The sequence below is a fragment of the Syntrophorhabdus sp. genome (genome assembly GCA_012719415.1).
Classification (GTDB): Bacteria; Desulfobacterota; Syntrophorhabdia; order Syntrophorhabdales; family Syntrophorhabdaceae; genus Delta-02.
Window position 1 is genome coordinate 1 of sequence record JAAYAK010000224.1, and the last position, 22062, is coordinate 22062.

24 protein-coding genes and 1 tRNA gene are annotated in these 22062 nt (G+C 56.5%); 17 read left to right on the forward strand and 8 right to left on the reverse strand.

Translation table 11 applies throughout. From position 1 onward, the window contains the following. The 11 genes from GXX82_13255 to rpoC all read left to right on the forward strand — a co-directional run. The coding region (locus tag GXX82_13255) for an elongation factor Tu (GenBank protein ID NLT24006.1) at positions 1-107 on the forward strand (107 nt) is incomplete at its 5' end. 12 nt (positions 108-119) lie between these two features. Then, a complete protein-coding gene (gene rpmG / locus GXX82_13260; protein ID NLT24007.1) occupies positions 120-269 on the forward strand; it encodes a 50S ribosomal protein L33 in 150 nt (49 codons plus the stop codon). A gap of 7 nt (positions 270-276) precedes the next feature. Then, positions 277-350, forward strand: a tRNA-Trp gene (locus GXX82_13265). Positions 351-368: 18 nt separating this feature from the next. Continuing rightward, positions 369-569, forward strand: a complete 201-nt coding sequence (secE, locus tag GXX82_13270) for a preprotein translocase subunit SecE (protein NLT24008.1) — start codon at positions 369-371, stop codon at positions 567-569. An 18-nt stretch (positions 570-587) separates the two neighbouring features. Then, a complete protein-coding gene (gene nusG / locus GXX82_13275; protein NLT24009.1) occupies positions 588-1121 on the forward strand; it encodes a transcription termination/antitermination protein NusG in 534 nt (177 codons plus the stop codon). 13 nt (positions 1122-1134) lie between these two features. Further along, the gene (gene rplK / locus GXX82_13280; protein NLT24010.1) at positions 1135-1563 is read left to right on the forward strand and encodes a 50S ribosomal protein L11; all 429 of its coding nucleotides are present in this window, start codon (positions 1135-1137) and stop codon (positions 1561-1563) included. Between the two features lie 67 nt (positions 1564-1630). Then, complete coding sequence (locus GXX82_13285) at positions 1631-2332, forward strand: 50S ribosomal protein L1 (protein ID NLT24011.1); 702 nt, start codon at positions 1631-1633, stop codon at positions 2330-2332. 136 nt (positions 2333-2468) lie between these two features. Then, positions 2469-2990, forward strand: a complete 522-nt coding sequence (locus tag GXX82_13290; protein NLT24012.1) for a 50S ribosomal protein L10 — start codon at positions 2469-2471, stop codon at positions 2988-2990. 16 nt (positions 2991-3006) lie between these two features. Next, a complete protein-coding gene (rplL, locus tag GXX82_13295; protein ID NLT24013.1) occupies positions 3007-3396 on the forward strand; it encodes a 50S ribosomal protein L7/L12 in 390 nt (129 codons plus the stop codon). Positions 3397-3496: 100 nt separating this feature from the next. Continuing rightward, complete coding sequence (gene rpoB / locus GXX82_13300) at positions 3497-7612, forward strand: DNA-directed RNA polymerase subunit beta (GenBank protein NLT24014.1); 4116 nt, start codon at positions 3497-3499, stop codon at positions 7610-7612. A gap of 15 nt (positions 7613-7627) precedes the next feature. Continuing rightward, positions 7628-11812, forward strand: a complete 4185-nt coding sequence (gene rpoC, locus GXX82_13305) for a DNA-directed RNA polymerase subunit beta' (protein ID NLT24015.1) — start codon at positions 7628-7630, stop codon at positions 11810-11812. On the opposite strand, the gene ybgF is transcribed toward rpoC, so the two are convergent. Genes ybgF through GXX82_13325 form a run of 4 tightly spaced genes read right to left on the reverse strand, consistent with a single transcriptional unit; the run spans position 11809 to position 15400 of the window. Continuing rightward, positions 11809-12621, reverse strand: a complete 813-nt coding sequence (gene ybgF / locus GXX82_13310) for a tol-pal system protein YbgF (protein NLT24016.1) — start codon at positions 12619-12621, stop codon at positions 11809-11811. The two genes, rpoC and ybgF, sit on opposite strands and share 4 nt — an antisense overlap. A 3-nt stretch (positions 12622-12624) precedes the next feature. After that, positions 12625-13167, reverse strand: coding sequence for an OmpA family protein (locus GXX82_13315; GenBank protein ID NLT24017.1), 543 nt, complete (start codon positions 13165-13167; stop codon positions 12625-12627). A gap of 54 nt (positions 13168-13221) precedes the next feature. After that, the gene (locus GXX82_13320) at positions 13222-14514 is read right to left on the reverse strand and encodes a hypothetical protein (GenBank protein ID NLT24018.1); all 1293 of its coding nucleotides are present in this window, start codon (positions 14512-14514) and stop codon (positions 13222-13224) included. Then, on the reverse strand, positions 14501-15400 hold the full coding sequence (locus tag GXX82_13325) for a LysR family transcriptional regulator (protein ID NLT24019.1): 900 nt from the start codon (positions 15398-15400) through the stop codon (positions 14501-14503). Before GXX82_13325 ends, GXX82_13320 begins: the two co-directional genes overlap by 14 nt. Before the next feature lie 340 nt (positions 15401-15740). On the opposite strand from GXX82_13325, the gene GXX82_13330 reads away from it, so the two are divergent. From GXX82_13330 to GXX82_13350, 5 genes are read left to right on the forward strand one after another with little or no spacing between them, the layout of a single operon-like run. After that, positions 15741-15950 (forward strand): ferredoxin family protein, encoded by a 210-nt coding sequence (locus GXX82_13330; protein NLT24020.1) that lies wholly within the window; start codon positions 15741-15743, stop codon positions 15948-15950. Between the two features lie 8 nt (positions 15951-15958). Then, entirely contained in the window at positions 15959-17017 is a 1059-nt protein-coding gene (vorB, locus tag GXX82_13335; GenBank protein ID NLT24021.1) for a 3-methyl-2-oxobutanoate dehydrogenase subunit VorB, read from the forward strand. Then, the gene (locus GXX82_13340; GenBank protein ID NLT24022.1) at positions 17014-17751 is read left to right on the forward strand and encodes a 2-oxoglutarate oxidoreductase; all 738 of its coding nucleotides are present in this window, start codon (positions 17014-17016) and stop codon (positions 17749-17751) included. The genes vorB and GXX82_13340 overlap by 4 nt, the downstream gene beginning before the upstream one ends. Then, positions 17748-18290: a 2-oxoacid:ferredoxin oxidoreductase subunit gamma gene (locus tag GXX82_13345; GenBank protein ID NLT24023.1), complete on the forward strand. Its 543-nt coding sequence runs from the start codon at positions 17748-17750 to the stop codon at positions 18288-18290. The genes GXX82_13340 and GXX82_13345 overlap by 4 nt, the downstream gene beginning before the upstream one ends. Before the next feature lie 2 nt (positions 18291-18292). Then, positions 18293-18721 carry an ACT domain-containing protein gene (locus GXX82_13350; GenBank protein ID NLT24024.1) on the forward strand — a complete coding sequence of 143 codons (429 nt, stop codon included), beginning with the start codon at positions 18293-18295 and terminating at the stop codon, positions 18719-18721. A 188-nt stretch (positions 18722-18909) separates the two neighbouring features. Here GXX82_13350 and GXX82_13355 read toward each other — a convergent pair whose 3' ends face one another. From GXX82_13355 to GXX82_13365, 3 genes are all read right to left on the reverse strand, one after another. Next, the gene (locus tag GXX82_13355; GenBank protein ID NLT24025.1) at positions 18910-19527 is read right to left on the reverse strand and encodes a redoxin domain-containing protein; all 618 of its coding nucleotides are present in this window, start codon (positions 19525-19527) and stop codon (positions 18910-18912) included. A 10-nt stretch (positions 19528-19537) separates the two neighbouring features. Beyond that, a complete protein-coding gene (locus GXX82_13360) occupies positions 19538-20143 on the reverse strand; it encodes a TlpA family protein disulfide reductase (protein NLT24026.1) in 606 nt (201 codons plus the stop codon). A 135-nt stretch (positions 20144-20278) separates the two neighbouring features. After that, positions 20279-20716 carry a hypothetical protein gene (locus GXX82_13365; protein ID NLT24027.1) on the reverse strand — a complete coding sequence of 146 codons (438 nt, stop codon included), beginning with the start codon at positions 20714-20716 and terminating at the stop codon, positions 20279-20281. A 423-nt stretch (positions 20717-21139) separates the two neighbouring features. Between GXX82_13365 and GXX82_13370 the strand changes: the two genes are divergently transcribed. Further along, complete coding sequence (locus GXX82_13370) at positions 21140-21307, forward strand: hypothetical protein (GenBank protein NLT24028.1); 168 nt, start codon at positions 21140-21142, stop codon at positions 21305-21307. A gap of 54 nt (positions 21308-21361) precedes the next feature. Here the strand turns inward: GXX82_13370 and GXX82_13375 are convergent, their stop codons facing one another. Beyond that, positions 21362-22012 carry an MBL fold metallo-hydrolase gene (locus GXX82_13375; protein ID NLT24029.1) on the reverse strand — a complete coding sequence of 217 codons (651 nt, stop codon included), beginning with the start codon at positions 22010-22012 and terminating at the stop codon, positions 21362-21364. Positions 22013-22062: the final 50 nt, after the last annotated feature.

The window sequence follows — 22062 nt, forward strand, 5'->3', positions numbered from 1 at the left end:
CCGTCGAGCTCGTCACCCCCATCGCACTGGAAAAGGAGCTTCGTTTCGCCATCCGCGAGGGCGGCAAGACAGTCGGTGCCGGCGTCGTCACCGAGATAATCGAATAAAGGGGAATTACAATGCGGCAACTGGTTATATTGGCCTGCGGGGAATGCAAGAGGCGTAACTACACGACGACGAAGAACAAGCAGAAAACACCTGACAGGCTTGAGATCAAGAAGTACTGCAGTGCCTGCAGGAAGCACACAAGCCATAAGGAGACGAAATAGCACACAAAGGCCAGTAGCTCTAACGGATAGAGCACCGGACTCCAAATCCGGGTGTTGGGGGTTCGAATCCCTCCTGGCCTGATAACTATGGTGAACTGAATGGATCTGAAGAACAAACTCGAGCCTGTTAAGGATTATTTCCGGGAAGTGTATCACGAAGGGAAGAGGGTTACCTGGCCGTCAAGGAAGGATGCCATGAAGGGAACATATATCGTTCTCATCACGGTGGTCATCTCGGCGCTCTTTCTCGGTGTAGTCGACATCGGCCTCGCGAAGATCATCCAGGCCCTCATACGGTAAGGACCGGTGGAAAACTCAATGGATAAGAAATGGTATGTTGTCCACACCTATTCGGGATACGAACAAAAAGTGAAGGAGATGCTGGAAGAGAACATTAAGATCACGAAGATGGAGGAGTATTTCGGGGACATCATCGTTCCTTCCGAGATCATCATGGAGAAGGTCAAGGGGCAGGTGAAAAAATCCCAGAGGACCGTTTTCCCGGGATACATAATCGTCAACATGGTCATGAACGACACCACCTGGCATTTTGTGCGCAACACACCGAAGGTAACAGGCTTTGTGGGCTACGACAAGATGAACCCTCCCGCCCTGCCCGAGAAGGAAGTGAACGATATCATCAACGCGATCCAGGAAGGCAAGGGAAAGATCAAACCCAAGATCAGGTTCGAAAAGGGTGACGGCATCAAGGTCACCGAGGGGCCTTTCACCAACTTTACCGGCAATGTGGAGGAGATAAAACCCGAGAAGGGCAAGGTGAAGGTCCTTCTGAACATCTTCGGGAGAACGACGCCGGTTGAGCTTGATTTTATCCAGATAGAGAAAATATGAAGGAGCATAAGAAATGGCAAAGAAAGTCATCGCATTGGTAAAACTCCAGTTACAGGCCGGTCAGGCCACCCCCTCGCCTCCGGTCGGCCCCGCTCTCGGCCAGCACGGGGTCAATATCATGGAGTTCTGCAAGGCCTTCAACGAAAGGACCAAGAGCCAGGAAGGCACCATCATACCTGCCCTCATCACGATATTTTCGGACAGGACCTTTACCTTTGTGACGAAAACACCCCCGGCGTCATTTCTCATCAAGAAAGCGGCGAAGCTGGCAAAGGGAGCCCATGCTCCCAGAAAGGAAACCGTGGGTTCTATAACGAGATCCTCGATACAGGAGATCGCCCAGCTCAAGATGGTCGATCTCAACGCCAAGGACCTTGAGGGGGCCATGAAGATCATCGAAGGTTCGGTGAGAAGCATGGGTCTCGAGGTTGTGGAAGGATGATGGAAAGCGGTGTCCGGCACGTGCACGACAGCGTGCTGACGCCCATACAATAAAGAGGTGAGGCAAAATGGCACTTGCAAAAAAATATGTCGAAGCGAGAAAGAAGATCGATCGCGAAAAACGCTATGAGTTGGACGAGGCCCTGGACCTCCTGCCGCAGGTCGCTTATGCAAAGTTCGATGAGACCGTCGAACTGGCCCTGAGACTGGGTGTGGACCCCCGTCATGCCGACCAGATGGTCCGTGGCAGCGTGGCCCTTCCCAACGGACTGGGCAAGTCGGTCCGTGTCCTGGTCTTCGCGAAGGGCGAGAAGGAAAAGGAGGCTCAGGAATCGGGGGCCGACGTTGTCGGCGCCGAGGACCTTATCGAGAAGATCCAGAAAGGCTGGATGGAGTTCGACAAGGCCATCGCGACCCCTGATGTCATGGGCATGGTGAGTAAACTTGGAAAGATACTGGGTCCGAGAGGTCTCATGCCGAACCCCAAGGTCGGAACGGTGACCTTCGATATCGCGAAAACAGTGAAGGAGATGAAGGCCGGCCGGGTCGAGTTCAGAGTGGACAAGGCAGGCAACCTTCATGTTCCCGTTGGAAAGATCAGTTTTGGAAAAGAGAAGCTTCTTGAAAATCTCAACTCACTCCTCGATGCGGTTACTCGGCTCAAACCGCCCACAAGCAAAGGAACGTACGTAAAGGGAATGGCGATCAGTACCACTATGAGCCCTGGTATAAAGATCGACCCCTCATATGCGCGAAACCTGACGAAATAGGGAAAAGGTCAGAGAAAGCAGGTGTGACGCGCGGTATCGAGCGTCAGTAAACGAGGACGGCCTGCCGAGACTTTTCAATTAGCATGGTCTCCCTGACTTTCCATACATATTCTACAGAAAGGAGGGACAAAAACCATTGGAACGGCAAAAAAAGGCAAAGGTTGTTGAGGAACTGGGATCGAAGCTCAAAGAGCTCGATTGCCTTTTCCTGGCCGACTTCAGCGGCATGAACGTGGGCCAGGTGACAAAGCTCAGAAGAGAGCTGCGCAGTGTCGGCACGGAATTCACCGTTGTCAAGAACACTCTGCTCAGAATTGCGTCGAAAGGCACCAAAGCAGAGGCTCTCTATGACAAGTTCGATGGTCCGAACGCGATCATCTGCACGAACGGTGACCCGATCGGCCCGGCGAAGGTGATCGCCGGCCTGGCCAAAGAGATTCCCAACCTGAAGATGAAAGCGGGCTACATCGGCAGCCGTACGATCACGCCGGAAGAGATCCAGAGGCTCGCGACGCTTCCGTCGAAAGAGGTACTCCTCGGGAAGTTCGTCGGTCTTCTCAAGGGTCAGCCGGCACGTCTCGTTTACGCGTTGTCGGGGAATCTGAACAGGCTTATGCTCGTGCTTAATTCGATCAAAGCACAAAAAGAACAGGCATAAAGGAGGATTTGATATAATGAGTATTTCACGGGAAGAAGTGATCCAGTTCATCGAGAATATGACAGTGCTCGAACTCTCCGAGTTCGTTAAAGAGTTGGAAGACAAGTTCGGTGTCCAGGCGGCGATGCCCATGATGGCGGCAGCGCCGGGCGCAGGGGCGGCAGCCCCTGTAGCGGAGGCCGCGGAAGAGAAGACCGAGTTCAACGTTACCCTGACGGGTTACGAAGCGGACAAGAAGATCCAGGTCATCAAGGTCGTCCGTGCCATTACGGGACTCGGGCTCAAGGAAGCCAAGGACCTCGTGGAAGGAGTACCCAAAGCGGTTAAAGAAGCTGTCTCCAAAGACGAAGCTGCCAACATCAAGAAACAGCTTGAAGAAGTCAGCGGACAGGTCAAGGTTGATTAGAAAACAATTGTGCAGGAAACAGGGGTCCGGTTATGAAGCGGCAAGCCTCATACTGGATCCCTGTCTTCAGTTTCAACACCCAAATGAGGTGAAATGATCTATGAAAGAAACCTTCCATAACAGGATATTCCGGAAGAATTACGGAAAGATCAAAGAGGTTCTCGAGATACCGAATCTCATCGAGATCCAGCTTGATTCCTACGAGAAGTTCTTGCAGAAGGACCTCGTGCCGGACAAGAGAGACGCGATAGGCCTGCAAGCCGTGTTCAACAGCGTCTTTCCCATAAAGGATTCACATGAGACGACCACCCTGGAGTTCGTGAAGTACGATATGGGCGATCCCAAGAACTCCGAGGAGGAGTGCATTGTCAGGGGCCTCACCTATGCCGCCCCCATGAAGGTCACCATCCGTCTCGTTGTGTGGAACATAGATGCCGATACGAAGGCGCGTGACATACGCGCCGTCAAGGAACAGGATGTCTATTTCGGGGAGATACCGCTCATGACGGAGCGGGGAACCTTTATCATAAATGGCACGGAACGGGTCATCGTCAGCCAGCTTCACCGTTCGCCCGGTGTCTATTTTGACACGGACCAGAGCAAGACCACCATCGGGGGAAGTCTGTCGTACACGGCCCGCGTCATACCCTATCGCGGCTCCTGGCTCGATTTTGAATTCGATCACAAGGAGCTGGTCTATGTCAGGATCGACAAAAAGAAGAAGATACCGGTGACCCTTTTTCTCAAGGCGCTGGGCTACTCGGAGAAAGAGATCCTCGACTACTTCTACGAGAAAGAGACGATCGTTGTAAAGGACAGGAAGCTGTTCAAGGAAACCCCGCTTGCGCTGCTTGTGGGTCAGAAGGCGCCGTCGGACATCATCAACGAAAAGACCGACGAGGTGCTCGTAAAGAAACACAAGAAGATCACGAAGGCTGTCATCAAGAAGATGGAGCAGGCCAATATCCATGCGATCCCCGTGAGCGAAGAGGATATCATCGGGAAGGCGACCTCGGGCGATATCATCGACCCGAAGACGAAAGAGGTCCTCATACCCATAAACAAGGAGTTGACCGCGGAAGATCTGGAGAGCCTTGTCGAGAAGAAGGTAAAGAGCTTCGAGATCCTTTTCATAGATAATCTCAACGTAAGCCCGTCTCTGCGCAACACCCTCAATGTCGACAAGGTCGTCACGAAGGAAGATGCCCTCATCGAGATATATCGCAAACTGAGACCCGGCGACCCGCCCACCATCGAATTTGCCGAGACGCTGATACAGAATATGTTCTTCAGCCCCGAAAGGTACGATCTTTCGCGGGTCGGCAGGCTGAAGATCAACCACCGCCTTGGCATCGACGTTGCCCTCGACACGACCATCCTCCGGAAGGAGGATATCATCGAGGTGGTGCGCCAGCTCCTCAGGTTGAAGGATGCCCGCGGACCGGGAGACGATATCGACCACCTCGGCAACAGGAGGGTCCGCACGGTGGGCGAACTCCTCGAGAACCAGTTCAGGATGGGCCTTGTGCGTATGGAACGTGCCATCAAGGAGAGGCTGACCTTTCCCGAAATGGAAACGCTCATGCCCCATGACCTCGTGAACCCCAAGCCGGTGGCCACCGCGGTCAAGGATTTCTTTGCCTCGAGCCAGCTTTCCCAGTTCATGGACCAGACGAACCCCTTGAGCGAGATAACCCACAAACGCAGGCTCTCCGCACTGGGCCCGGGGGGTCTCACCCGTGAAAGGGCGGGTTTTGAGGTGCGCGATGTCCATCCCACCCACTATGGAAGGATATGCCCCATCGAAACCCCTGAGGGTCCCAACATCGGCCTTATCGCCTCGTTGTCCACTTTTGCGAAGGTCAACGAATTCGGTTTTATTGAAGCACCCTATCGCCAGGTTTCGGACAAGAAGGTCACCGACAACGTCAAGTACCTGAGCGCCCTCGAGGAGGAGCAGTACTATATCGCCCAGGCCAACGCTCCGGTGGATAAGGAGGGTAAACTGGCCGGCGAATTGATTCCCGCCCAGAAGGGCGGCAGTGTGTTCCTCGTCAGCCCCGACCAGGTGGAATTCATGGACGTGTCACCGAAGCAGCTTGTGAGCGCTTCGGCGGCACTCATCCCCTTTCTCGAGCACGACGACGCCAACAGGGCGCTCATGGGATCCAATATGCAGCGCCAGGCTGTGCCGCTGCTCACCACCGAGGCCCCCATCATCGGCACCGGGATGGAACGCGTCGTCGGCAGGGACTCCCGTGTCACGATCATGGCCCGTCACGACGGTGTCATCGAGAGCGTCGATGCGAGCCGCATCATTCTCAAGTACGAGGAGAAAAAGAGCCACGACGAGACCGCCACGAAGATAGATGTTTACAAGCTGCTCAAGTTCCGGCGTTCGAATCAGGATACCTGCATCAACCAGCGCGTCATCGTCAGGGAAGGCGATTTCGTGAAGAAAGGCGATGTCCTCGCCGACGGTCCCTCGACGGACAGGGGCGAACTCGCCCTCGGCAAGAACGTCATGGTCGCTTTCATGCCCTGGAGAGGGTACAACTACGAGGATTCGGTTCTCATCAATGAGCGGCTCGTAAAAGAAGACGTTTTCACGTCCATCCACATCGAAGAGCTCGAATGCGTGGTCCGCGATACCAAGCTTGGCAAAGAAGAGGTGACGAGAGATATTCCCAACGTCGGCGACGATGCCCTGAAGGACCTGGACGAGAGCGGTATCGTCAGGATCGGGGCGACGGTCAAGCCGGGCGACATACTCGTCGGCAAGGTGACACCCAAGGGCGAGACCCAGCTTACCCCAGAGGAGAAGCTGCTGAGGGCGATCTTTGGCGAGAAAGCCGGGGATGTGAAAGACACGAGTCTCAGGGTTCCCCATGGCATAGAGGGCATCATAATCGACGTCAAGGTCCTCTCGAGGAGAGGCATCGACAAGGACGACCGCAGCCGGGACATAGAGGACAAGGAGATATCGAACATCCTGAAGGATCAGGAAGACCAGATAAAGATCATCCTCGACAGCAAGAAGGCAAAAATGGTGGAACTCCTGGAAGGCAGGACCATCGCCGCGGATATCAAGGACGGTAAAGGCAAGGTCTTGCTGAAGAAAGGCGAGGCTCTCACGAGGGAAAAGGTGGATTCGCTGAGCTTCGACAGACTGCAGGAATTGAACTTCGGAGACGAGGAACTGGAAGCGCGGATAGCGAAGCTGGTGGAGAGCAAGGAGAACCAGGTCGAGCTCATCCATATCATATATGAAGACAAGATCAACAAGATAAAGAAAGGTGACGAACTGCCTCCGGGCGTTATCAAGACCATCAAGGTCTACGTTGCCATGAAACGGAAGGTCGCCGTGGGTGACAAGATCTCCGGACGCCACGGGAACAAGGGCATCGTTTCCGTGATCCTTCCCGAGGAGGACATGCCCTTCACCGACGACGGGACGCCCATCGACATCGTCCTCAATCCCCTTGGTGTTCCTTCCCGTATGAATGCGGGCCAGATCCTGGAGACCCACCTGGGATGGGCCGCAAAAGAGATGGGAAAGCGCATCGGCGAAATGGTGGACAGCTACTACCAGGGCCTCGCCGATTCCCAGGCCATGAAGAAGCTCCTCAAGAAGACCTTTTCCAACAACGAGCTGAAGGGTGTCATCGACCGTCTTGACGACGACGAGATGGCGTCCGTCGCGGAGGCGATGAAAAAGGGCGTGAACATCGCCGTTCCTGTCTTTGACAGCGCGAAGGAGGAGGAGATCAGGGAGTTCTTCAAGATGGCGGGCCTCGCCGATTCACGCCAGACGACCCTGTTCGACGGAAGGACCGGCGATGCTTTTCACCATAACATAACCGTTGGAAACATGTATTTCCTGAAGCTCCATCATCTCGTCGACGACAAGATACATGCCCGGTCGATCGGTCCATACTCGCTTGTGACGCAGCAGCCCCTGGGAGGCAAGGCACAGTTCGGCGGCCAGAGACTGGGTGAGATGGAGGTCTGGGCCCTCGAAGGGTACGGAGCGGCCTACTCGCTGCAGGAGTTCCTCACCATCAAGTCCGACGACGTCAACGGAAGGATCAGGGCCTATGAGGCGATCGTCAAGGGTGAGGATGTTCTCGAACCCAACTTGCCGGAATCGTTCAACGTTCTGGTCAAGGAACTGCAGGGCCTCTGCATCGACGTGGAGCTTCTTAAAGAAGAGTAACAAGGAGGAACAACCTTGGAAGAATATTTTAAGTCAGACAAGCAGCGGGACCCGTTGAGCTACATGGCGATCAAGATCTCCCTGGCGTCACCGGAGCTGATCGAGAAGTGGTCCTATGGAGAAGTGAAGAAGCCGGAGACCATAAACTACCGCACCTTCAAACCGGAGCGGGATGGTCTCTTCTGCGCCAAGATATTCGGTCCCGTGAAAGACTATGAGTGCATCTGCGGGAAGTACAAGAGGATGAAGCACCGCGGCATCATCTGTGAGAAGTGCGGTGTCGAGGTGATCCAGTCCAAGGTGCGCCGCGAGCGTATGGGGCACATCAAGCTCGCCTGTCCCGTGGCCCACATCTGGTTCCTCAAGAGCATGCCGAGCAAGATCGGCACGCTTCTGGAACTCACCATAAAGGAAGTGGAACGCGTCCTCTATTTCGAGATGTACATCGTCATCGAGCCCGGCGATTCCCCTTACGGCTTCTGCGAGATCATAAGCGAGGAGAAATATATTGAAGCCCGTGAGAAATACGGTGAGGGCTTCGTCGGCGGCATAGGGGCGGAGGCCATCAGGGAATGCCTCAAGAAGATCAACGTCGATGAGCTTGCCAAGACGCTCCGCATCGACATGCGCGATACATCGAGCGACGCGAAGAAAAAGAAGATCGCGCGGCGGCTGAAGGTCGTCGATGCCTTCAAGGTCTCCGGCGTGCGGCCGGAGTGGATGATACTCGACATCGTCCCCGTCCTGCCGCCGGAGCTGAGGCCTCTCGTTCCCCTCGACGGCGGGCGTTTCGCCACGAGTGACCTCAATGACCTCTACCGGCGCGTCATCAACAGGAACAACCGTCTCAAGAGGCTCATGGAGCTGAACGCCCCGGAGATCATCATAAGGAACGAGAAGAGGATGCTCCAGGAGGCGGTCGATGCCCTTTTCGACAACTCGAAGCGGGGCAGGGTCGTGACGGGAGCAAGCAAGCGCCCCCTGAAATCATTGAGCGATATGCTCCGTGGAAAACAGGGTCGGTTCCGGCAGAACCTTTTGGGTAAACGTGTCGACTATTCCGGCCGCTCAGTCATCGTTGTCGGTCCCGAGCTGAGGCTCCACCAGTGCGGTCTCCCCAAATACATGGCGCTGGAGCTCTTCAAACCCTTCGTGTACAATCGTCTCATCAGGAAAGGCTACGCGACGACGATCAAGAACGCGAAGAAGATCGTCGAAAAGGAAAGACCCGAGGTCTGGGATGTCCTGGAAGAGGTGATCAAGGAGCATCCCGTGCTTCTCAACAGGGCGCCGACGCTTCACCGCCTCGGCATACAGGCCTTTGAGCCGCAGCTCATAGACGGCAAGGCCATTCAGCTTCACCCCCTCGTCTGCCCCGCGTACAACGCGGACTTCGACGGTGACCAGATGGCGGTCCACGTGCCGCTGTCCACCGAGGCCCAGACCGAGGCCAGGGTCCTCATGATGTCGACGAACAACATACTTTCCCCTGCCAACGGCAAGCCCATCATCGTGCCGACGCAGGACATAGTCCTCGGGCTATACTATCTCACCATCGACCGCAAGTACCGCAAGGGTGAGAACAAGATCTTCGCGGATTCCGAAGAGGTCCGTGTGGCCTACGATTCCGGAGAGATCGACCTTCACGCAAAGATACGGGTGCGGCTCAACGGCGAAATGGTGAACACCACCCCGGGAAGGATAATCTTGAGGGATGTGGTGCAGGACGCTCTCATGGAATTGCCCCAGCCGAAGAGGGACACGGTCCTCAAGGACATGTTCTCGAACATCAACACGATCATGGACAAGAAGACCATTGCGGCTCTCGTGGACAAATGCTACCGCGATGCCGGCGAGAAATGCACCGTCATCCTTTCCGACCGCTTGAAGGACCTCGGCTATTTCTACGCAACATTGGGCGGGATATCGATCTCCATCGATGACATGAAGATTCCCCAGAAGAAGAAGATACTGATAGAGAAGGCCGAAGAGGCGGCGAAGACCGTCCAGAACCAGTACCGGGAGGGTCTCATAACGGACGGCGAGCGATACAACCAGGTCATCGACATCTGGGCGAACGTGACGGAAGAGATAGCGAAGGCGCTGATGGATGAGCTTGGCTCCGATATTGTCCTCGATATGTCGGGAAAACCTGTCATCGGGGCAAACGGCAAGCCGGAACACCAGAACAGCCTGAATCCGATCTTCATAATGGCCCACTCCGGCGCGAGAGGTAACGCCCAGCAGATCAGGCAGCTCGCCGGCATGAGGGGGCTCATGGCCAAACCTTCCGGCGAGATCATGGAAACGCCCATCACGAGTAACTTCCGCGAGGGGCTCGACGTCCTCCAGTACTTCATATCCACGCACGGCGCACGGAAGGGCCTCGCGGACACGGCGCTCAAGACGGCTAACTCCGGCTACCTTACAAGAAGGCTTGTTGACGTCGCCCAGGATGTGGTCGTATCCGAGCATGACTGCGGGACCTTCGACTACATAGAGATCGGGTCGCTCGTCGAGGGCGGCGAGGTCATCGAGCGCCTTGACGCGCGTATCCTTGGCCGGGTCTCATTCGAGGACATGAAGGATCCTGACGGTGCCGTCATAGTCCGCAAGAACGAAGAGATCACCGAACACCACCTCAAGCTCATCGAGGAGGCCGGTTTTGAAAAGGTGAAAATACGCTCTGTGCTTACCTGCCGGGCGAAAAGAGGGGTCTGCGTGCTTTGTTATGGCCGCGACCTCGCCCGCGGGCGACTCGTGAGCATCGGCGAGGCCGTGGGTATCATAGCGGCGCAGTCGATCGGCGAGCCTGGCACGCAGCTCACGATGAGGACCTTCCACATCGGTGGCGCTGCGTCGAGGAGGGTCGAGCAGTCGACGCTGGAAACGAGGAACGATGGTATTGTCAGGTTCATCAACGTGAGGGCCATTCTCAACCGTGAGGGTGTTCCCGTCGTGATGAACCGCAACGGCGAGATCGCCATAATGGACGACGCGGGAAGGGAAAGGGAGCGCTACTCCATCATCTACGGGGCGAAGCTCAGGATCAGCGACGGACAGACCGTCGAAGAAGGAGAAACGCTGGCCGAATGGGATCCCTACACCATCCCCATACTGTCGGAAGAGAGCGGCAAGATCAAATACGGCGACATATTCGAAGGCGACACCATGCAGGAGAGCAAGGACGAGGTGACGGGGCTTTCATACAAGGTCATCATCGAACCGAAGAACGCGGAGCTCCGTCCAAGGATCTCCATCAAGGATGAGAAGGGCAGAACGAAGATGATCCCCGGGTCGACGAGCCCCGCCCGATACATACTCCCCATAGGCGCCCATATCGTTGTCAATGAGGGTGATGAGATCTTCGCGGGCGATGTTATTTCCAAGATGCCTCGTGAGACCACGAAGACGAAGGACATCACCGGCGGTCTTCCCCGCGTAGCGGAGCTTTTCGAAGCGCGCAAACCGAAGGAGAACGCCATCGTCACCGAGATCAACGGCGTTGTCACCTTCGGGAAGATGGCCAAGGGAAAGAGAGAGATCATCGTGACCCCCGACACCGTGCACGGTGAGCCAAGGAAATACACCATTCCACGGGGCAAGCACGTCATCGTCCACGAGGGCGATTACGTCAGGGCCGGCGAGCCGCTCATGGACGGTCCCGTGAACCCCCATGACGTCTTAAGGATACTCGGTATCAAGGACCTTGCACGGTACCTCGTCGACGAGATCCAGGAGGTCTACCAGCTCCAGGGCGTCAAGATAAACGACAAGCACATCGAGACGATCGTGCGACAGATGCTCAAGAGGGTGCGTATCAAGGACATAGGGGACACCAACTTCATAATCGACGATTACGTGGAATGGTGGGTCTTCGAAGAGGAGAACAGGCGTGTTCTGGCAGAAGGCGGAAAGCCCGCGCAGGCGGAGCCGCTCTTCCTCGGCATCACGAAGGCGTCACTGATAACGGACAGCTTCATTTCCGCGGCAAGCTTCCAGGATACCACCAAGGTGTTGACGCAGGCGTCCATTGAAGGCAGGGTCGATTACCTGAGGGGTTTGAAAGAGAATGTCATCATGGGGCGGATCATCCCGGCCGGGACGGGTTATCCCAAGTACCGGAACTACGATATGAATGTTTTGGATAAACCGGAAGAACTCCCCGAGGAGGAAGTCCTTCCGGAACTGGCAAACTAGGGGTTGCGGAGCTTCCGTTCCGCTATCACAGCCTCTTCGCTTTTCGGATAGAGCTCTATCACCCTTTTCAGAAGGGTGGTAGAGCTTTTCTTGTCATTCGTCAGCCGAAAGGCCTCTGCCTGTGACAGGAGGGCCCTCGGGGCCTTTTCACTCTTGGGATGCTTGTCTATGACCTCCTGGAAATAGAGTATGGCCTTGTCGTAGTTCTTAAGGTTCATGTAGCATTCGCCGATCCAGTAAAAGGCGTTGGAGGCGAGCGGCGTGCCGCTGTATGTCTCCGTGAAGGCCGTGAACTTTGTTACCGCGTTCTCGTACTGCCCGCGCTGAAAGCTCTCGAATGCCTCCTTGTATGCCTCTTCGTACCGCGCATCCGTTTTCGGTGCCTTCTCGGGCGCCTTGGGGTCCTTCGTGGATATCGGGGGAAGCTGCTCGGGAGTCCGTTTTGTGGCAGCCATGCTCTTTGTTTCCGCCCAGTAGGTCTTGATCTGGTAGTCGAGTTCGTCAAGCTTTCCCATGATGGTGCGTATCTTCTCGTCGCGGGAGTCCACCGAAGAGTACATGGTGACGACCTGCTTGCTGAGGTTCTCCTGCTCCTTTTCTATCTTGGAGAGCCGCGCCTCCGTGTCCTGCCGGAATTGATAGAAATCACCTTGAAGGTTGGTCATGCTTCCCTGGATCTTCGTCGCTTCTTCCGTGGTCACGCATCCTGCCAGCAGGGCGGCACAGAGGACGGATAACACCAGGAGGCCTCCGGGAAAGGTTGTAAGGCAGGAACGCTCCTTGCGGCCGATAATGGACCTGTATCTCATAGCTTACCCCTTTCGGTCGAGTTTAAAATGGGCCCGCCTGTTCCTTGCCCAGGCATCCTCGGTCTTGCCTGTATCGACGGGGAGCTCCTTGCCGTAGGATATCGTGCGGATGCGGCCGCCTTCTACTCCCAGTTTGAGAAGGTACGCCTTCACTGCCTCGGCCCTTTTCTGCCCCAGGGCAAGGTTGTAATCGACGGTGCCCCGTTCGTCGCAGTGGCCTTCAATAACGATCCGTACGCTCCTGTCCTCTTTCATGAAGGAGCCCACACCCTCTATCTTGGGCAGCTCCGAGCTGTTCACCGCGTAACTGTCGAAATCGAACTGGATGTCCCTGAGTATTCCTGCGAGGCGTTCCTGCTCTCTCAGGAGCCGGTCGCGCTCCGCCTTCGCCAGCTCTTCTTCGCTGATACCAGCTCTGTCCCTGTCCTTGTCGGACAGTGACCTGTCGGTCGCGCTCGTCGCGGGGGGCGTGGTCTGGACCGCTTTCGGCGCACACCCGACGGCAACGAAGATCAATGCCACCAGAAGAATCAGAATCTTTTTCATAAGTCCTCCCCGTTCTGTATTGTACCCTTCCTCTTGTTATCCCCTCTTTGCCCCCTATGGTGCAAACCTTGGCTGCTCCTCGGCAAAATCGGTGAAGCGCAAGGTTCTCTTGTTCTCGCCGTTGAAGAGCATGACGTTCAGCCTGTTGACGCCTCCCTTCAAGGATGTGTAGATGATGTAGCGGCCGCAGGCCGAGAACTGCGGCGAATCGTTCACGGTTCCGTCATTGGTGAGCACCCGTTGGTTCGAGCCGTCGGCGTTCATCGTGCATATCTCGAACCCCCCCGACAGGTTCGCCACGAAAGCAATGAGGTCGCCTTTGGGCGAGAAAGCCGGGGCGCTGTTGTACTTGCCGTGGTAGGTCAGCCTCCTGGGCTCGCCTGACGGGAGCGCCTTGGAGAAGATCTGGGGGCTTCCGAACATGTCAGATACGAAGACGAGGCGGGAGCCGTCGGGTGAGACCGTGGGTGAGGTGAGTATGCCATCGCGCTGGACGAGGACCTTCTTGCTGCGGCTTCCCACGTCGAAGGCGTAGATGGTCGATGTCCTGCCCGACGTGTGGGAATAGACGAGCGTCGAATTGCCAAGCCATGACGTGCCGATCTTCATGCCCTCCGACCGCTCGACGAATATCTCGTTCTTCTTGTCGAAGTCGGTGACGTAGAGGTTGGGTCTGCCTTCCCGGTAGGACGTGTAGGCGAGGTATTTCCCGTTCGGGGACAGGGACGGCGAAAGCGTGATGCTCCTGTAGTTGGTCAGACGCGCCACATTCTGCCCGTCGAAGTCGGACAGGTAGATCTCTTTCAGGTTCCTGCGGCCCGCCGTAAAGAGCACGCGGGAACTCATGATGCCCTTTTCACCGGTGACGGCAAAGATGATGTCGTCGGCGAGCCTGTGCGTCACCCGTCTCCACTCGTTCTGCTTGGCCTTGTAGCGCTTCGCCAGCACCATCGACCCGTCGAGGGTGTCGTAAACAAAGGCCTCCAGACTGAGCTCGCCGTTCACGACGGAGAGGCGCCCCTTGCAGACGATGTCGATCCCGATGGAACGCCAGGAGGCGAATTTGACCTCCCCTTTTTCCACACCCTCGTCGAGAAGCTCCCTGTCGATGAGTGAAGCGGGAGCTGTGATGAAGAACCCTGAAAAATCGAGGTCCTTGTTCAGGAGGTCGCTCATCCCCAGGGAAGACCCCGCCGTCTTTTCACCCTTGAAATAGGGCACGCCGATGGTGATCTTCTTGAAGGTTTCACCGGTAATGGTCAGGTAGACCTTGGCATGCGACACCGACGAGAACATCAACATGACCGCAAGAGCGGACACGATGGTCATGAAACTATGCTTTTTCATCTCTTCTCCATTTGTCGATTATTTCCATAAGAACCTTCACCTGTGGAAGTATCGTCTTTCCTCTTCGGGTGATCGTGAACAAGGATCTCTTTATCTCGGGCAGGCCCTGGACGGATACCTCCCTGAGTGTACCTGCGTCGATCTCGGCGGCCGCCGCGATGCGGGATATATAGGCCATTCCCATGCCGTTCATCACGGCCCGCTTGATCGCCTCGTTGTCGGACAACTCAGCGATCACGGTGAGACCTCCCTTCCTAACGCCCCTGACCTTCGCCAGTGCCGCCTCGAGGGTGTTACGCGTGCCGGAGCCCCTTTCTCTCGCGATGACCGGGTGGTCCATGAGCTCCGCGAGCGTCATTGTCCCGGGATGATCGGGAGGGGCGATAAAGATTATGGTGTCGTCGACGAGCTTCTTGAAGTCGACCTTGTTCGTGTCGCTCTTCGCGCCGACGATGCCGATGTCGAGGAGACCGTTCTCCATCCTGTCGAGTATGTCCTTCGTATCGGATATGATGAGCTCGAAGCTGATGCCCGCATAGCGTTCCTTGAAGGTGCACAGGAGGCGGGGCATGATGTAGATGCCGGGAATGGTGCTTGCCCCGAGGGTCATCTTCCCCTTCCTGAGGCCTCTGAAGGATGCTATGGCCTCTATGGTGTCCTTCTTGAGGTTAACGATGTCCACCGCATACTCGAGAAGGATCTCCCCGGCCTTTGTCAGGGTCACCGTCCGTTTCGTGCGGTCTATGAGCCTCACGTCGAAGAACCGCTCGAGGTCGACGATCTGCTTGCTTACCGTGGGTTGGGTTATGCACAACTCATCTGCCGCCCTGGTGAAACTCCTGAGCTCGGCGATCTTGAGAAATGTCTCGATATGCCTTAATTCCATTCATAAAACCTTAAGACAGATGCCCCCGCAAATGCAACATAAATGTTCCGCCTTGTTCTTCAAGGCCTCGGAACCCGAAAAGGCGTCCGTCAAGATCGAAAGACCCGTCATGGTGATACGTGTCAGGGAAGGGCAAAATGTTCCCGGCCCCCGGCAATCACGTATGATTGTCATTCTGCGTATGAATTAATATAGAAAGAAGCGGCGGCATTTGCAACTTAATTCTGCAGACCGTCAGGGGATGGGCGGGAGGGCCACCATGCCCACAAAAACGTTGACAAGCAGAGCCCTGTGGGCTAATCTTAAACGCTCTCCAATCTGATGAGGTGGTTGGTTCTTCATGAAAGGTACGATCAGCATTGATCAGGAACGTTGCAAAGGGTGCGAGCTGTGTATTGAATTCTGTCCCGCCAAGGTCATCAGGCTTTCCGACAGGCTCAACGCCAAAGGTTACTTCGTGGCCGCCTTCGATGACGGAAAGGAATGCACCGGGTGCGGCACCTGCGCCGTCATCTGTCCTGAAGTGGCAATAGAGGTGATGAAGAGTTGAAAAAGCTCATGAGCGGTAACGCCGCCCTTGGAGAGGCGGCGGTCCTTTCGGGTTGTACCTGTTATTTCGGATATCCCATCACGCCCCAGAACGAATTGACGGAATACATGGCCAAGAGAATGGGCGAACTGGGGAGGGTTTTCATCCAGTCCGAAAGCGAGATAGCAGCCATCAACATGGTCCTCGGAGCGTCCGTAGCCGGCGCGCGGGCGATGACGTCCTCAAGCAGCCCCGGCATGAGCCTCAAGCAGGAAGGCATATCCTACCTGGCTGCCGACGAGTTGCCCGCGGTCATCGTCGATATGGTTCGCGGTGGTCCCGGCATGGGCAACATCTCGCCGGCCCAATCGGACTACCTTCAGGCGACACGGGGAGGGGGGCACGGAGATTACAAGACGATCGTCCTCGCCCCCGGTTCGGTCCAGGAACTCACCGAGGTGGTTCCACTCGCCTTCGACCTTGCCGACCAGTACCGCAACCCTGTGGTCATCCTCGGGGACGGCATGCTGGGGCAGATGATGGAGCCCGTCAGTTTCGACAACATCCAACCTCCCAAGGAATACCCGAAGGACTACACGCTGACGGGAGCGAAGGGGCGGCCCTCGCGCATGGTCAGGTCCCTTCTCTTCGACACGAAGGAAGAAGAGGAGCACAACTGGAAGCTCGTCAGGAAATACCAGCGGATGGAACAGAACGAGGTCCGCTACGAGAAGTTCCTGACCGATGATGCCGAGATGATCGTCATCGCCTACGGCATAGGGGCCCGGATCGTCAAGGGAGCCATCAAGCGTCTCCGCCAGGAGAACATGAAGGTGGGCATGGTGCGGCCCATCACGGTGTGGCCTTTCCCCGCCGCCATCCTTGAGGAGTTCGCGAAGACGGTCCACGACTTTTTCGTCTTCGAGATGAGCGCTGGTCAGATGATCGAGGATGTCAGGCTGGCGCTGGCAGGAAAGGGTCGGATCCATTTCTACGGCAGGCCCGGCGGGATCATCCCGACACCTGTCGAGCTCTACCGCATCATCGGGCGTCATTATTACATGGCAGCCAGAAGGAAAGAGCAATGAAAAAGGTATACACGAGACCGAAGACCATGAAGCAGGCCCACTTCCATTACTGCCCGGGCTGTGGCCATGGCATAATCAACCGGCTTCTCATGGAGGTCGTAGACGAGATGGGCCTCAAGGAGAGCGCGATATGCGTCGCGCCCGCGGGGTGCGGAATGCTCGTTTACAACTATTTCGACATAGACACACTGGAATCGGCCCATGGTCGTGGAGCCGCGGTCGCCACGGGTATCAAGAGGGTCCGGCCCGATAACCTCGTCTTTTCCTACCAGGGGGATGGCGACCTCGCGGCCATCGGCACGGCGGAAGGGTTCCACGCGGCAAACCGGGGCGAGCCGATATCGGTTATTTTTGTGAACAATGGTGTTTACGGTATGACGGGGGGCCAAATGGCTCCGACGACCCTCACGGAGCAGGTGACGACGACAACGCCCAACGGGAGGAACCCCGTTCTTGCGGGGCACCCGGTGAGGATCTGCGAGGTCTTCTCCATGCTTGACGGGACCGCTTACCTTGAGAGGGTCACCGTCAATAAACCCGCGGCCGTCATCAGGGCAAAGAAGGCCATCAGGAAGGCGTTCCAATGCCAGCTTGACGGAAAGGGGTTCTCTCTCGTCGAGATCCTTTCCCCCTGTCCGACGAACTGGAAGATGGGGCCCATCGAGGCGTGCCGCTGGATAGACGAGGTGATGACGAAGCAGTTCCCCCTGGGAGTAGTAAAAGAGGTCTCATGACGACAAAGACGATATTTTCGGGCTTCGGCGGGCAGGGTGTTCTCTCCATGGGGTTTACCCTCGCGAATGCCGCGATGCTGGAGGGCAGGTATGTGACCTACCTTCCGTCCTATGGCGTGGAGGTGCGCGGCGGCACCGCGAATTGCACCGTGGTGGTCTCCGACGAGGAGATCGCTTCGCCTGTGGCCTCGGAGCCGGAATTCGTCGTTGCCATGAACCAGCCCTCCTTCAACCGCTTCCAGAACATCCTCCAAGCGGGGGGTCTCATGTGTGTCAACGCCTCTCTCGTGAATGCCTCATCGGTGCGGAGCGACATAGAGGTCCTTTCCATCCCCACGAGCGAGCTCGCGGAGAAACTGGGAACGATAAAAGTTGCCAACATGATCATGCTCGGGGTGTTGATCAGGGCGAGCAACATCATATCCTTCGATGCCATGATCAAGAATCTCGCGGAGCTTCTCGGCGAAGGGAAGTCAAAACTGATCAAGCTGAACAGGGAAGCCCTCGAAACGGGCTTCAATTACGTCAAGGAGCAATGACAATGGTGATCACGCAGCTGTCCGTCAGTCTCGAGAATGTGCCCGGCGCGCTCTCGCACGTGAGCGAGCTCCTCGGTCGCGAAGGCGTGAACATCCGCGCCATCTCCGTGGCCGATACATCGGATATCAGCACCGTCCGTTTCGTCGTCGACGACCCCGAGAAGGCAAAGAACATTCTCAAGGGCAACGGTTTCAACCCGCGCGAGACAGGCGTCCTTGCCGTCGAGACCCCGGACCACCCGGGGGGTCTCCTGGCCGTGCTCAAGCCTCTCAATGCCGCCGGAATAAACGTCCACTATCTCTATCCCCACCTGGGAAGGGTGTCAGGCAACGCCATCGTCATCCTGGGTGTGGACAGGACCGAAGAGGCCCAGAAGGTGCTGGCCCAGAACTGGGTCAAGACACTGGGCAAAGAAGTGTATAGCATATAGAGAAGTCTCAGGTCGCAGGTTTCAGGTTTCAGGTCGCAGGTCGCAGGTCGCAGGTTCCAGGTCACAGGTCGCACGTCTTACGTCTAAAAGCCAAAAAAGATCACTGCTGGTTGCGCGTTGCAAGTTGCGGGTTAAAGGCCAGCAAAGGACAGCGCAAGGATGCCGGCTTTCTTTCGGGCTTCATCCCGCTAGTCGTGCAGGTTTTGGAGTGCCTTTGCCAGGTCTTCGAGGCGGGGTCGCTTGTTTATGTCGTGGATATCGATATACGTGATCACACCCTTCTTGTTGATCACGAAGAGCGCCCGTTCCGATTCCCCGTTTGTACGAAGAATGCCGTATTTCGAGGCGACGGCCCCGTGGGGGTAGAAATCGGAGAGCACCGGGAACCACAGTCCCTTTTCGGACATCTGTCTTGTCCAGGCATAAAGTGTGGGGATGTTGTCGACGGTTATCCCGAGAAGTACCGCGTCGTGCCTGTCGAAAAGGTTCTTCACTATGTTGTAGCCGGGCCATTGGTCGGAACAGACCGGTGTCCAGGCCGCCGGCACGAAGGAGACGACCACGTTGTTGCGGCCCCGGTAATCGTGGAGCGAAACAAGGCCTCCTGCTATGGATGGAAGCGTGAAATCAGGCGCGATGTCGCCCGGTTTCAGCGTTGAATGGGAGTCCCTCGGTTTGAGCTTTCCCGGGTCGTAGATGCTGTCTTTGAGGATCGCAGACTGACCGTATGCCGCGCCGGCCGGGAACAGGACGGCGGCGATGAGGACGCAGGCGATACGGTTCCACAGGCTGCGCGCCGCCGGCATCGTCCGTCTCCTACTTAAGCCCCGATGTTTTCAGGATGTCCTCAATGAACCGGGTGGGGTTCGTGAAGGCCCCCGGCAGGAAATAGAACTGCTCCTGCCCTCCCTTGCCGTCCACTTTCACGCCTATGAAGGTGGGTGTGTACTTGATACCGAGCAGGAGCGCTATCTCCCCTTCTTCGTCGGGAAAGACCGGGAAGGGGATCTTGTACGTTTCCTTAAAGGACTGAGCCTCAAAGGCGGTGTTCGTGGCCGCTATGCCGACCATCCTTATCTTCTCCTTCAAGTCCGCGCGCCCCTCTATCTTCTCGTAGACCTCATGAACGAGAGGCGCATGGATCTGGCAGACGGGACAGTAAAAACTGAGGATCTCGATGATCACGATCTGGCTTTTGATATCGCCAATCTTGAATCTGCCTTTTCCCGATAGACCCAGATAATCCCTCTGGGACTGATCCTGGGGAAGAGGCAACTCAAAGGCGGGCAGAGGCATCCGTTTGTCCGAGTACGACACCTGGCTCGTCTGGGCGAAAGAGGCCATTCCAGCCGGCAATACCTGAAAGCAGGCATACAGCACGGTCGCCACACAGAGCAAGGCGATCGCCCTCTTGATCCTCATACCACCCTCCGCGGCCATTGATATGAGCCCGAAAGGCAAAGGGGAACAGGGAAGGATCCTTCCGGGAACATGGAGTCCGGGAGGCCTCCCTGTGTTCACCGCTTTGCAGCCGTCGGGTCTCGGAAGCCCTTGTTCCTACTGCCCCAGTTTCTTCAGCTCGTTCTCCGCCTCTGTTCTCAAAGCCCGGCCCTTCTTTATTTGCAGGTCGCAGCGTTCGATCGTCTTCAAGGCGTCCGCAATCATCTTGTCTGCTGCTTGCTCCATGGTCACCCATGGATACTGAGGCCGGTCTGTCGCGGTCCCGCCGGCCGCCATCGCCTTGGCCCGTCCTTCCTGGGCCCTCTTCTTCATCTCCTGTGCCCTGGCAATCTCCTCCTCGCATCGCTTCTTGGTCTTCTCCGCCTCGGATATCATCAGATCCGCGGCCTCCATCTGTGCCCTCCAGGCCGGCGCTGGCGGCTGGTCCTGGGCCCCTCCGCCGCCTGCCTGAGCCTTAACGGTGCCGGCTCCCAGGGAAAGAAGGAAAACGGTCGCTATCGCGACCAACACTGTCAACACGATTGTTTTTTTCATAGTTCTCTCTCCTTGTTCTAAAAAAGTGTTTGCAGCTCTTCCTCTATGATCCTGACAGTGACCGCCTGCACCTCCTTTTGATCATTTCGACCCCGACACATGTCCTATTTCGGTACGACAGCCTCCGAAATGATCGACCGTTGCAGGTACACGCAAGCCTTGGATCCGAACGTGACTCAATACTCATTGTTATAGGATAATCAGGCGAATCCGCGTTGTCTGTCGCAGAAACTATGATTATTGCATAATTGTTTCAACAATTTCCGTGTCATCCTTTTCGATGACAGGGATTGAGCTGTTACACCCGATGCTCTGGGGGTGTCCCGCGTTCCCGGTGTCCGGGACCTGCCTGGGGTCGTCAGATGGTTTTCCCCTTTGCCATCCTGTGCCATGGTTTGTTACTCCAGTTGAAGGGGGTTGTCTATGAGGCAGGTTGCTATTGCCTGTGTCTGTCTTCTCTTCCTTTTCGTCGGCGCGAGGGCCGGGAGCCAGGAGACCTCCCCTGAGGTTCAGGTGCTGCGGAAGGAGATGCTGGCCAGTCCCGGGATAATGGCCCTGATCCTGTCTGTGCAGAATGAACCTGACGTGTAGAAGGTCCTTGCCGATCAGGAGATCATGAAAGCCATTGGTGCCGTCTCCCGCCTGTCACTCGCCGGTGATGTAACCTTGCCGGTACTGTGAAGCGAGACAGTATTCGAGGTACTGCCTGACGACGTCCTTTGGGCCGTAAGCGCCTGAATGGCCGTCGCAGAGGATGTCGGCCTCAAGGGCGAAGAGCTTGCCGATGGATTCGAGCCAGGCCTCAGGGTCGCAGTCGAACTCGGTGAGTAGGGGGGCCCCGATGTCCTGGGCGAAGAGGATGCGCTCACCTTCCACATCCATGTAAAGGGAAATGGATCCGGGTGTGTGACCCGGTGTGTGGAGCCACGTGAGGTCGCAGGCTCCGAAGCGGAGTGTTCCCGTTTCTCCGGTGAGCTTTCTGTCAACGGCAAGAGGTTTGAGGTCGACATCGAAGCAGAAGGCCGCGGTGAGCCGTATGTCCCCGCGCTCGAGGATCTCCGCATCCTTCTCGTGGATGACGAGCCGTGTGCCGAAACGGGACCGCAGGAGCGGTGCTGCACCGACATGGTCGACATGGCAGTGGGTCATGATGAGCGTCTTGATGCCGTCGGGATTGAAACCTGCCTTCTGAATATTGTCGACCATGCGGTCGAGACCATGCCCTGACCCGCAATCGATAAGCACCGGCTCCCCGAGGTTGAGCAGATAGACAGCGCTGTCCCGCGGGTTCGTCATATCCGCCCCTGCAACGCGCCAGAGAATTTCGCTTATCCGTTGAGGTCCCA

What these genes read in the sequence shown, in the direction of transcription:
- rpoB (NLT24014.1), top strand. Translation starts at nt 3,497, where the DNA reads ATGAAAGAAACCTTCCATAACAGGATATTCCGGAAGAATTACGGAAAG.
- nusG (NLT24009.1), top strand. Translation starts at nt 588, where the DNA reads ATGGATAAGAAATGGTATGTTGTCCACACCTATTCGGGATACGAACAA.
- GXX82_13370 (NLT24028.1), top strand. Translation starts at nt 21,140, where the DNA reads ATGAGGCAGGTTGCTATTGCCTGTGTCTGTCTTCTCTTCCTTTTCGTC.
- GXX82_13285 (NLT24011.1), top strand. Translation starts at nt 1,631, where the DNA reads ATGGCACTTGCAAAAAAATATGTCGAAGCGAGAAAGAAGATCGATCGC.
- GXX82_13345 (NLT24023.1), top strand. Translation starts at nt 17,748, where the DNA reads ATGACGACAAAGACGATATTTTCGGGCTTCGGCGGGCAGGGTGTTCTC.
- rplK (NLT24010.1), top strand. Translation starts at nt 1,135, where the DNA reads ATGGCAAAGAAAGTCATCGCATTGGTAAAACTCCAGTTACAGGCCGGT.
- GXX82_13350 (NLT24024.1), top strand. Translation starts at nt 18,293, where the DNA reads ATGGTGATCACGCAGCTGTCCGTCAGTCTCGAGAATGTGCCCGGCGCG.
- GXX82_13340 (NLT24022.1), top strand. Translation starts at nt 17,014, where the DNA reads ATGAAAAAGGTATACACGAGACCGAAGACCATGAAGCAGGCCCACTTC.
- GXX82_13365 (NLT24027.1), bottom strand. Translation starts at nt 20,716, where the DNA reads ATGAAAAAAACAATCGTGTTGACAGTGTTGGTCGCGATAGCGACCGTT.
- secE (NLT24008.1), top strand. Translation starts at nt 369, where the DNA reads ATGGATCTGAAGAACAAACTCGAGCCTGTTAAGGATTATTTCCGGGAA.
- GXX82_13355 (NLT24025.1), bottom strand. Translation starts at nt 19,527, where the DNA reads ATGCCGGCGGCGCGCAGCCTGTGGAACCGTATCGCCTGCGTCCTCATC.
- vorB (NLT24021.1), top strand. Translation starts at nt 15,959, where the DNA reads ATGAGCGGTAACGCCGCCCTTGGAGAGGCGGCGGTCCTTTCGGGTTGT.
- GXX82_13315 (NLT24017.1), bottom strand. Translation starts at nt 13,167, where the DNA reads ATGAAAAAGATTCTGATTCTTCTGGTGGCATTGATCTTCGTTGCCGTC.
- rplL (NLT24013.1), top strand. Translation starts at nt 3,007, where the DNA reads ATGAGTATTTCACGGGAAGAAGTGATCCAGTTCATCGAGAATATGACA.
- ybgF (NLT24016.1), bottom strand. Translation starts at nt 12,621, where the DNA reads ATGAGATACAGGTCCATTATCGGCCGCAAGGAGCGTTCCTGCCTTACA.
- GXX82_13375 (NLT24029.1), bottom strand. Translation starts at nt 22,012, where the DNA reads ATGACGAACCCGCGGGACAGCGCTGTCTATCTGCTCAACCTCGGGGAG.
- GXX82_13330 (NLT24020.1), top strand. Translation starts at nt 15,741, where the DNA reads ATGAAAGGTACGATCAGCATTGATCAGGAACGTTGCAAAGGGTGCGAG.
- GXX82_13320 (NLT24018.1), bottom strand. Translation starts at nt 14,514, where the DNA reads ATGAAAAAGCATAGTTTCATGACCATCGTGTCCGCTCTTGCGGTCATG.
- GXX82_13360 (NLT24026.1), bottom strand. Translation starts at nt 20,143, where the DNA reads ATGAGGATCAAGAGGGCGATCGCCTTGCTCTGTGTGGCGACCGTGCTG.
- GXX82_13325 (NLT24019.1), bottom strand. Translation starts at nt 15,400, where the DNA reads ATGGAATTAAGGCATATCGAGACATTTCTCAAGATCGCCGAGCTCAGG.
- rpmG (NLT24007.1), top strand. Translation starts at nt 120, where the DNA reads ATGCGGCAACTGGTTATATTGGCCTGCGGGGAATGCAAGAGGCGTAAC.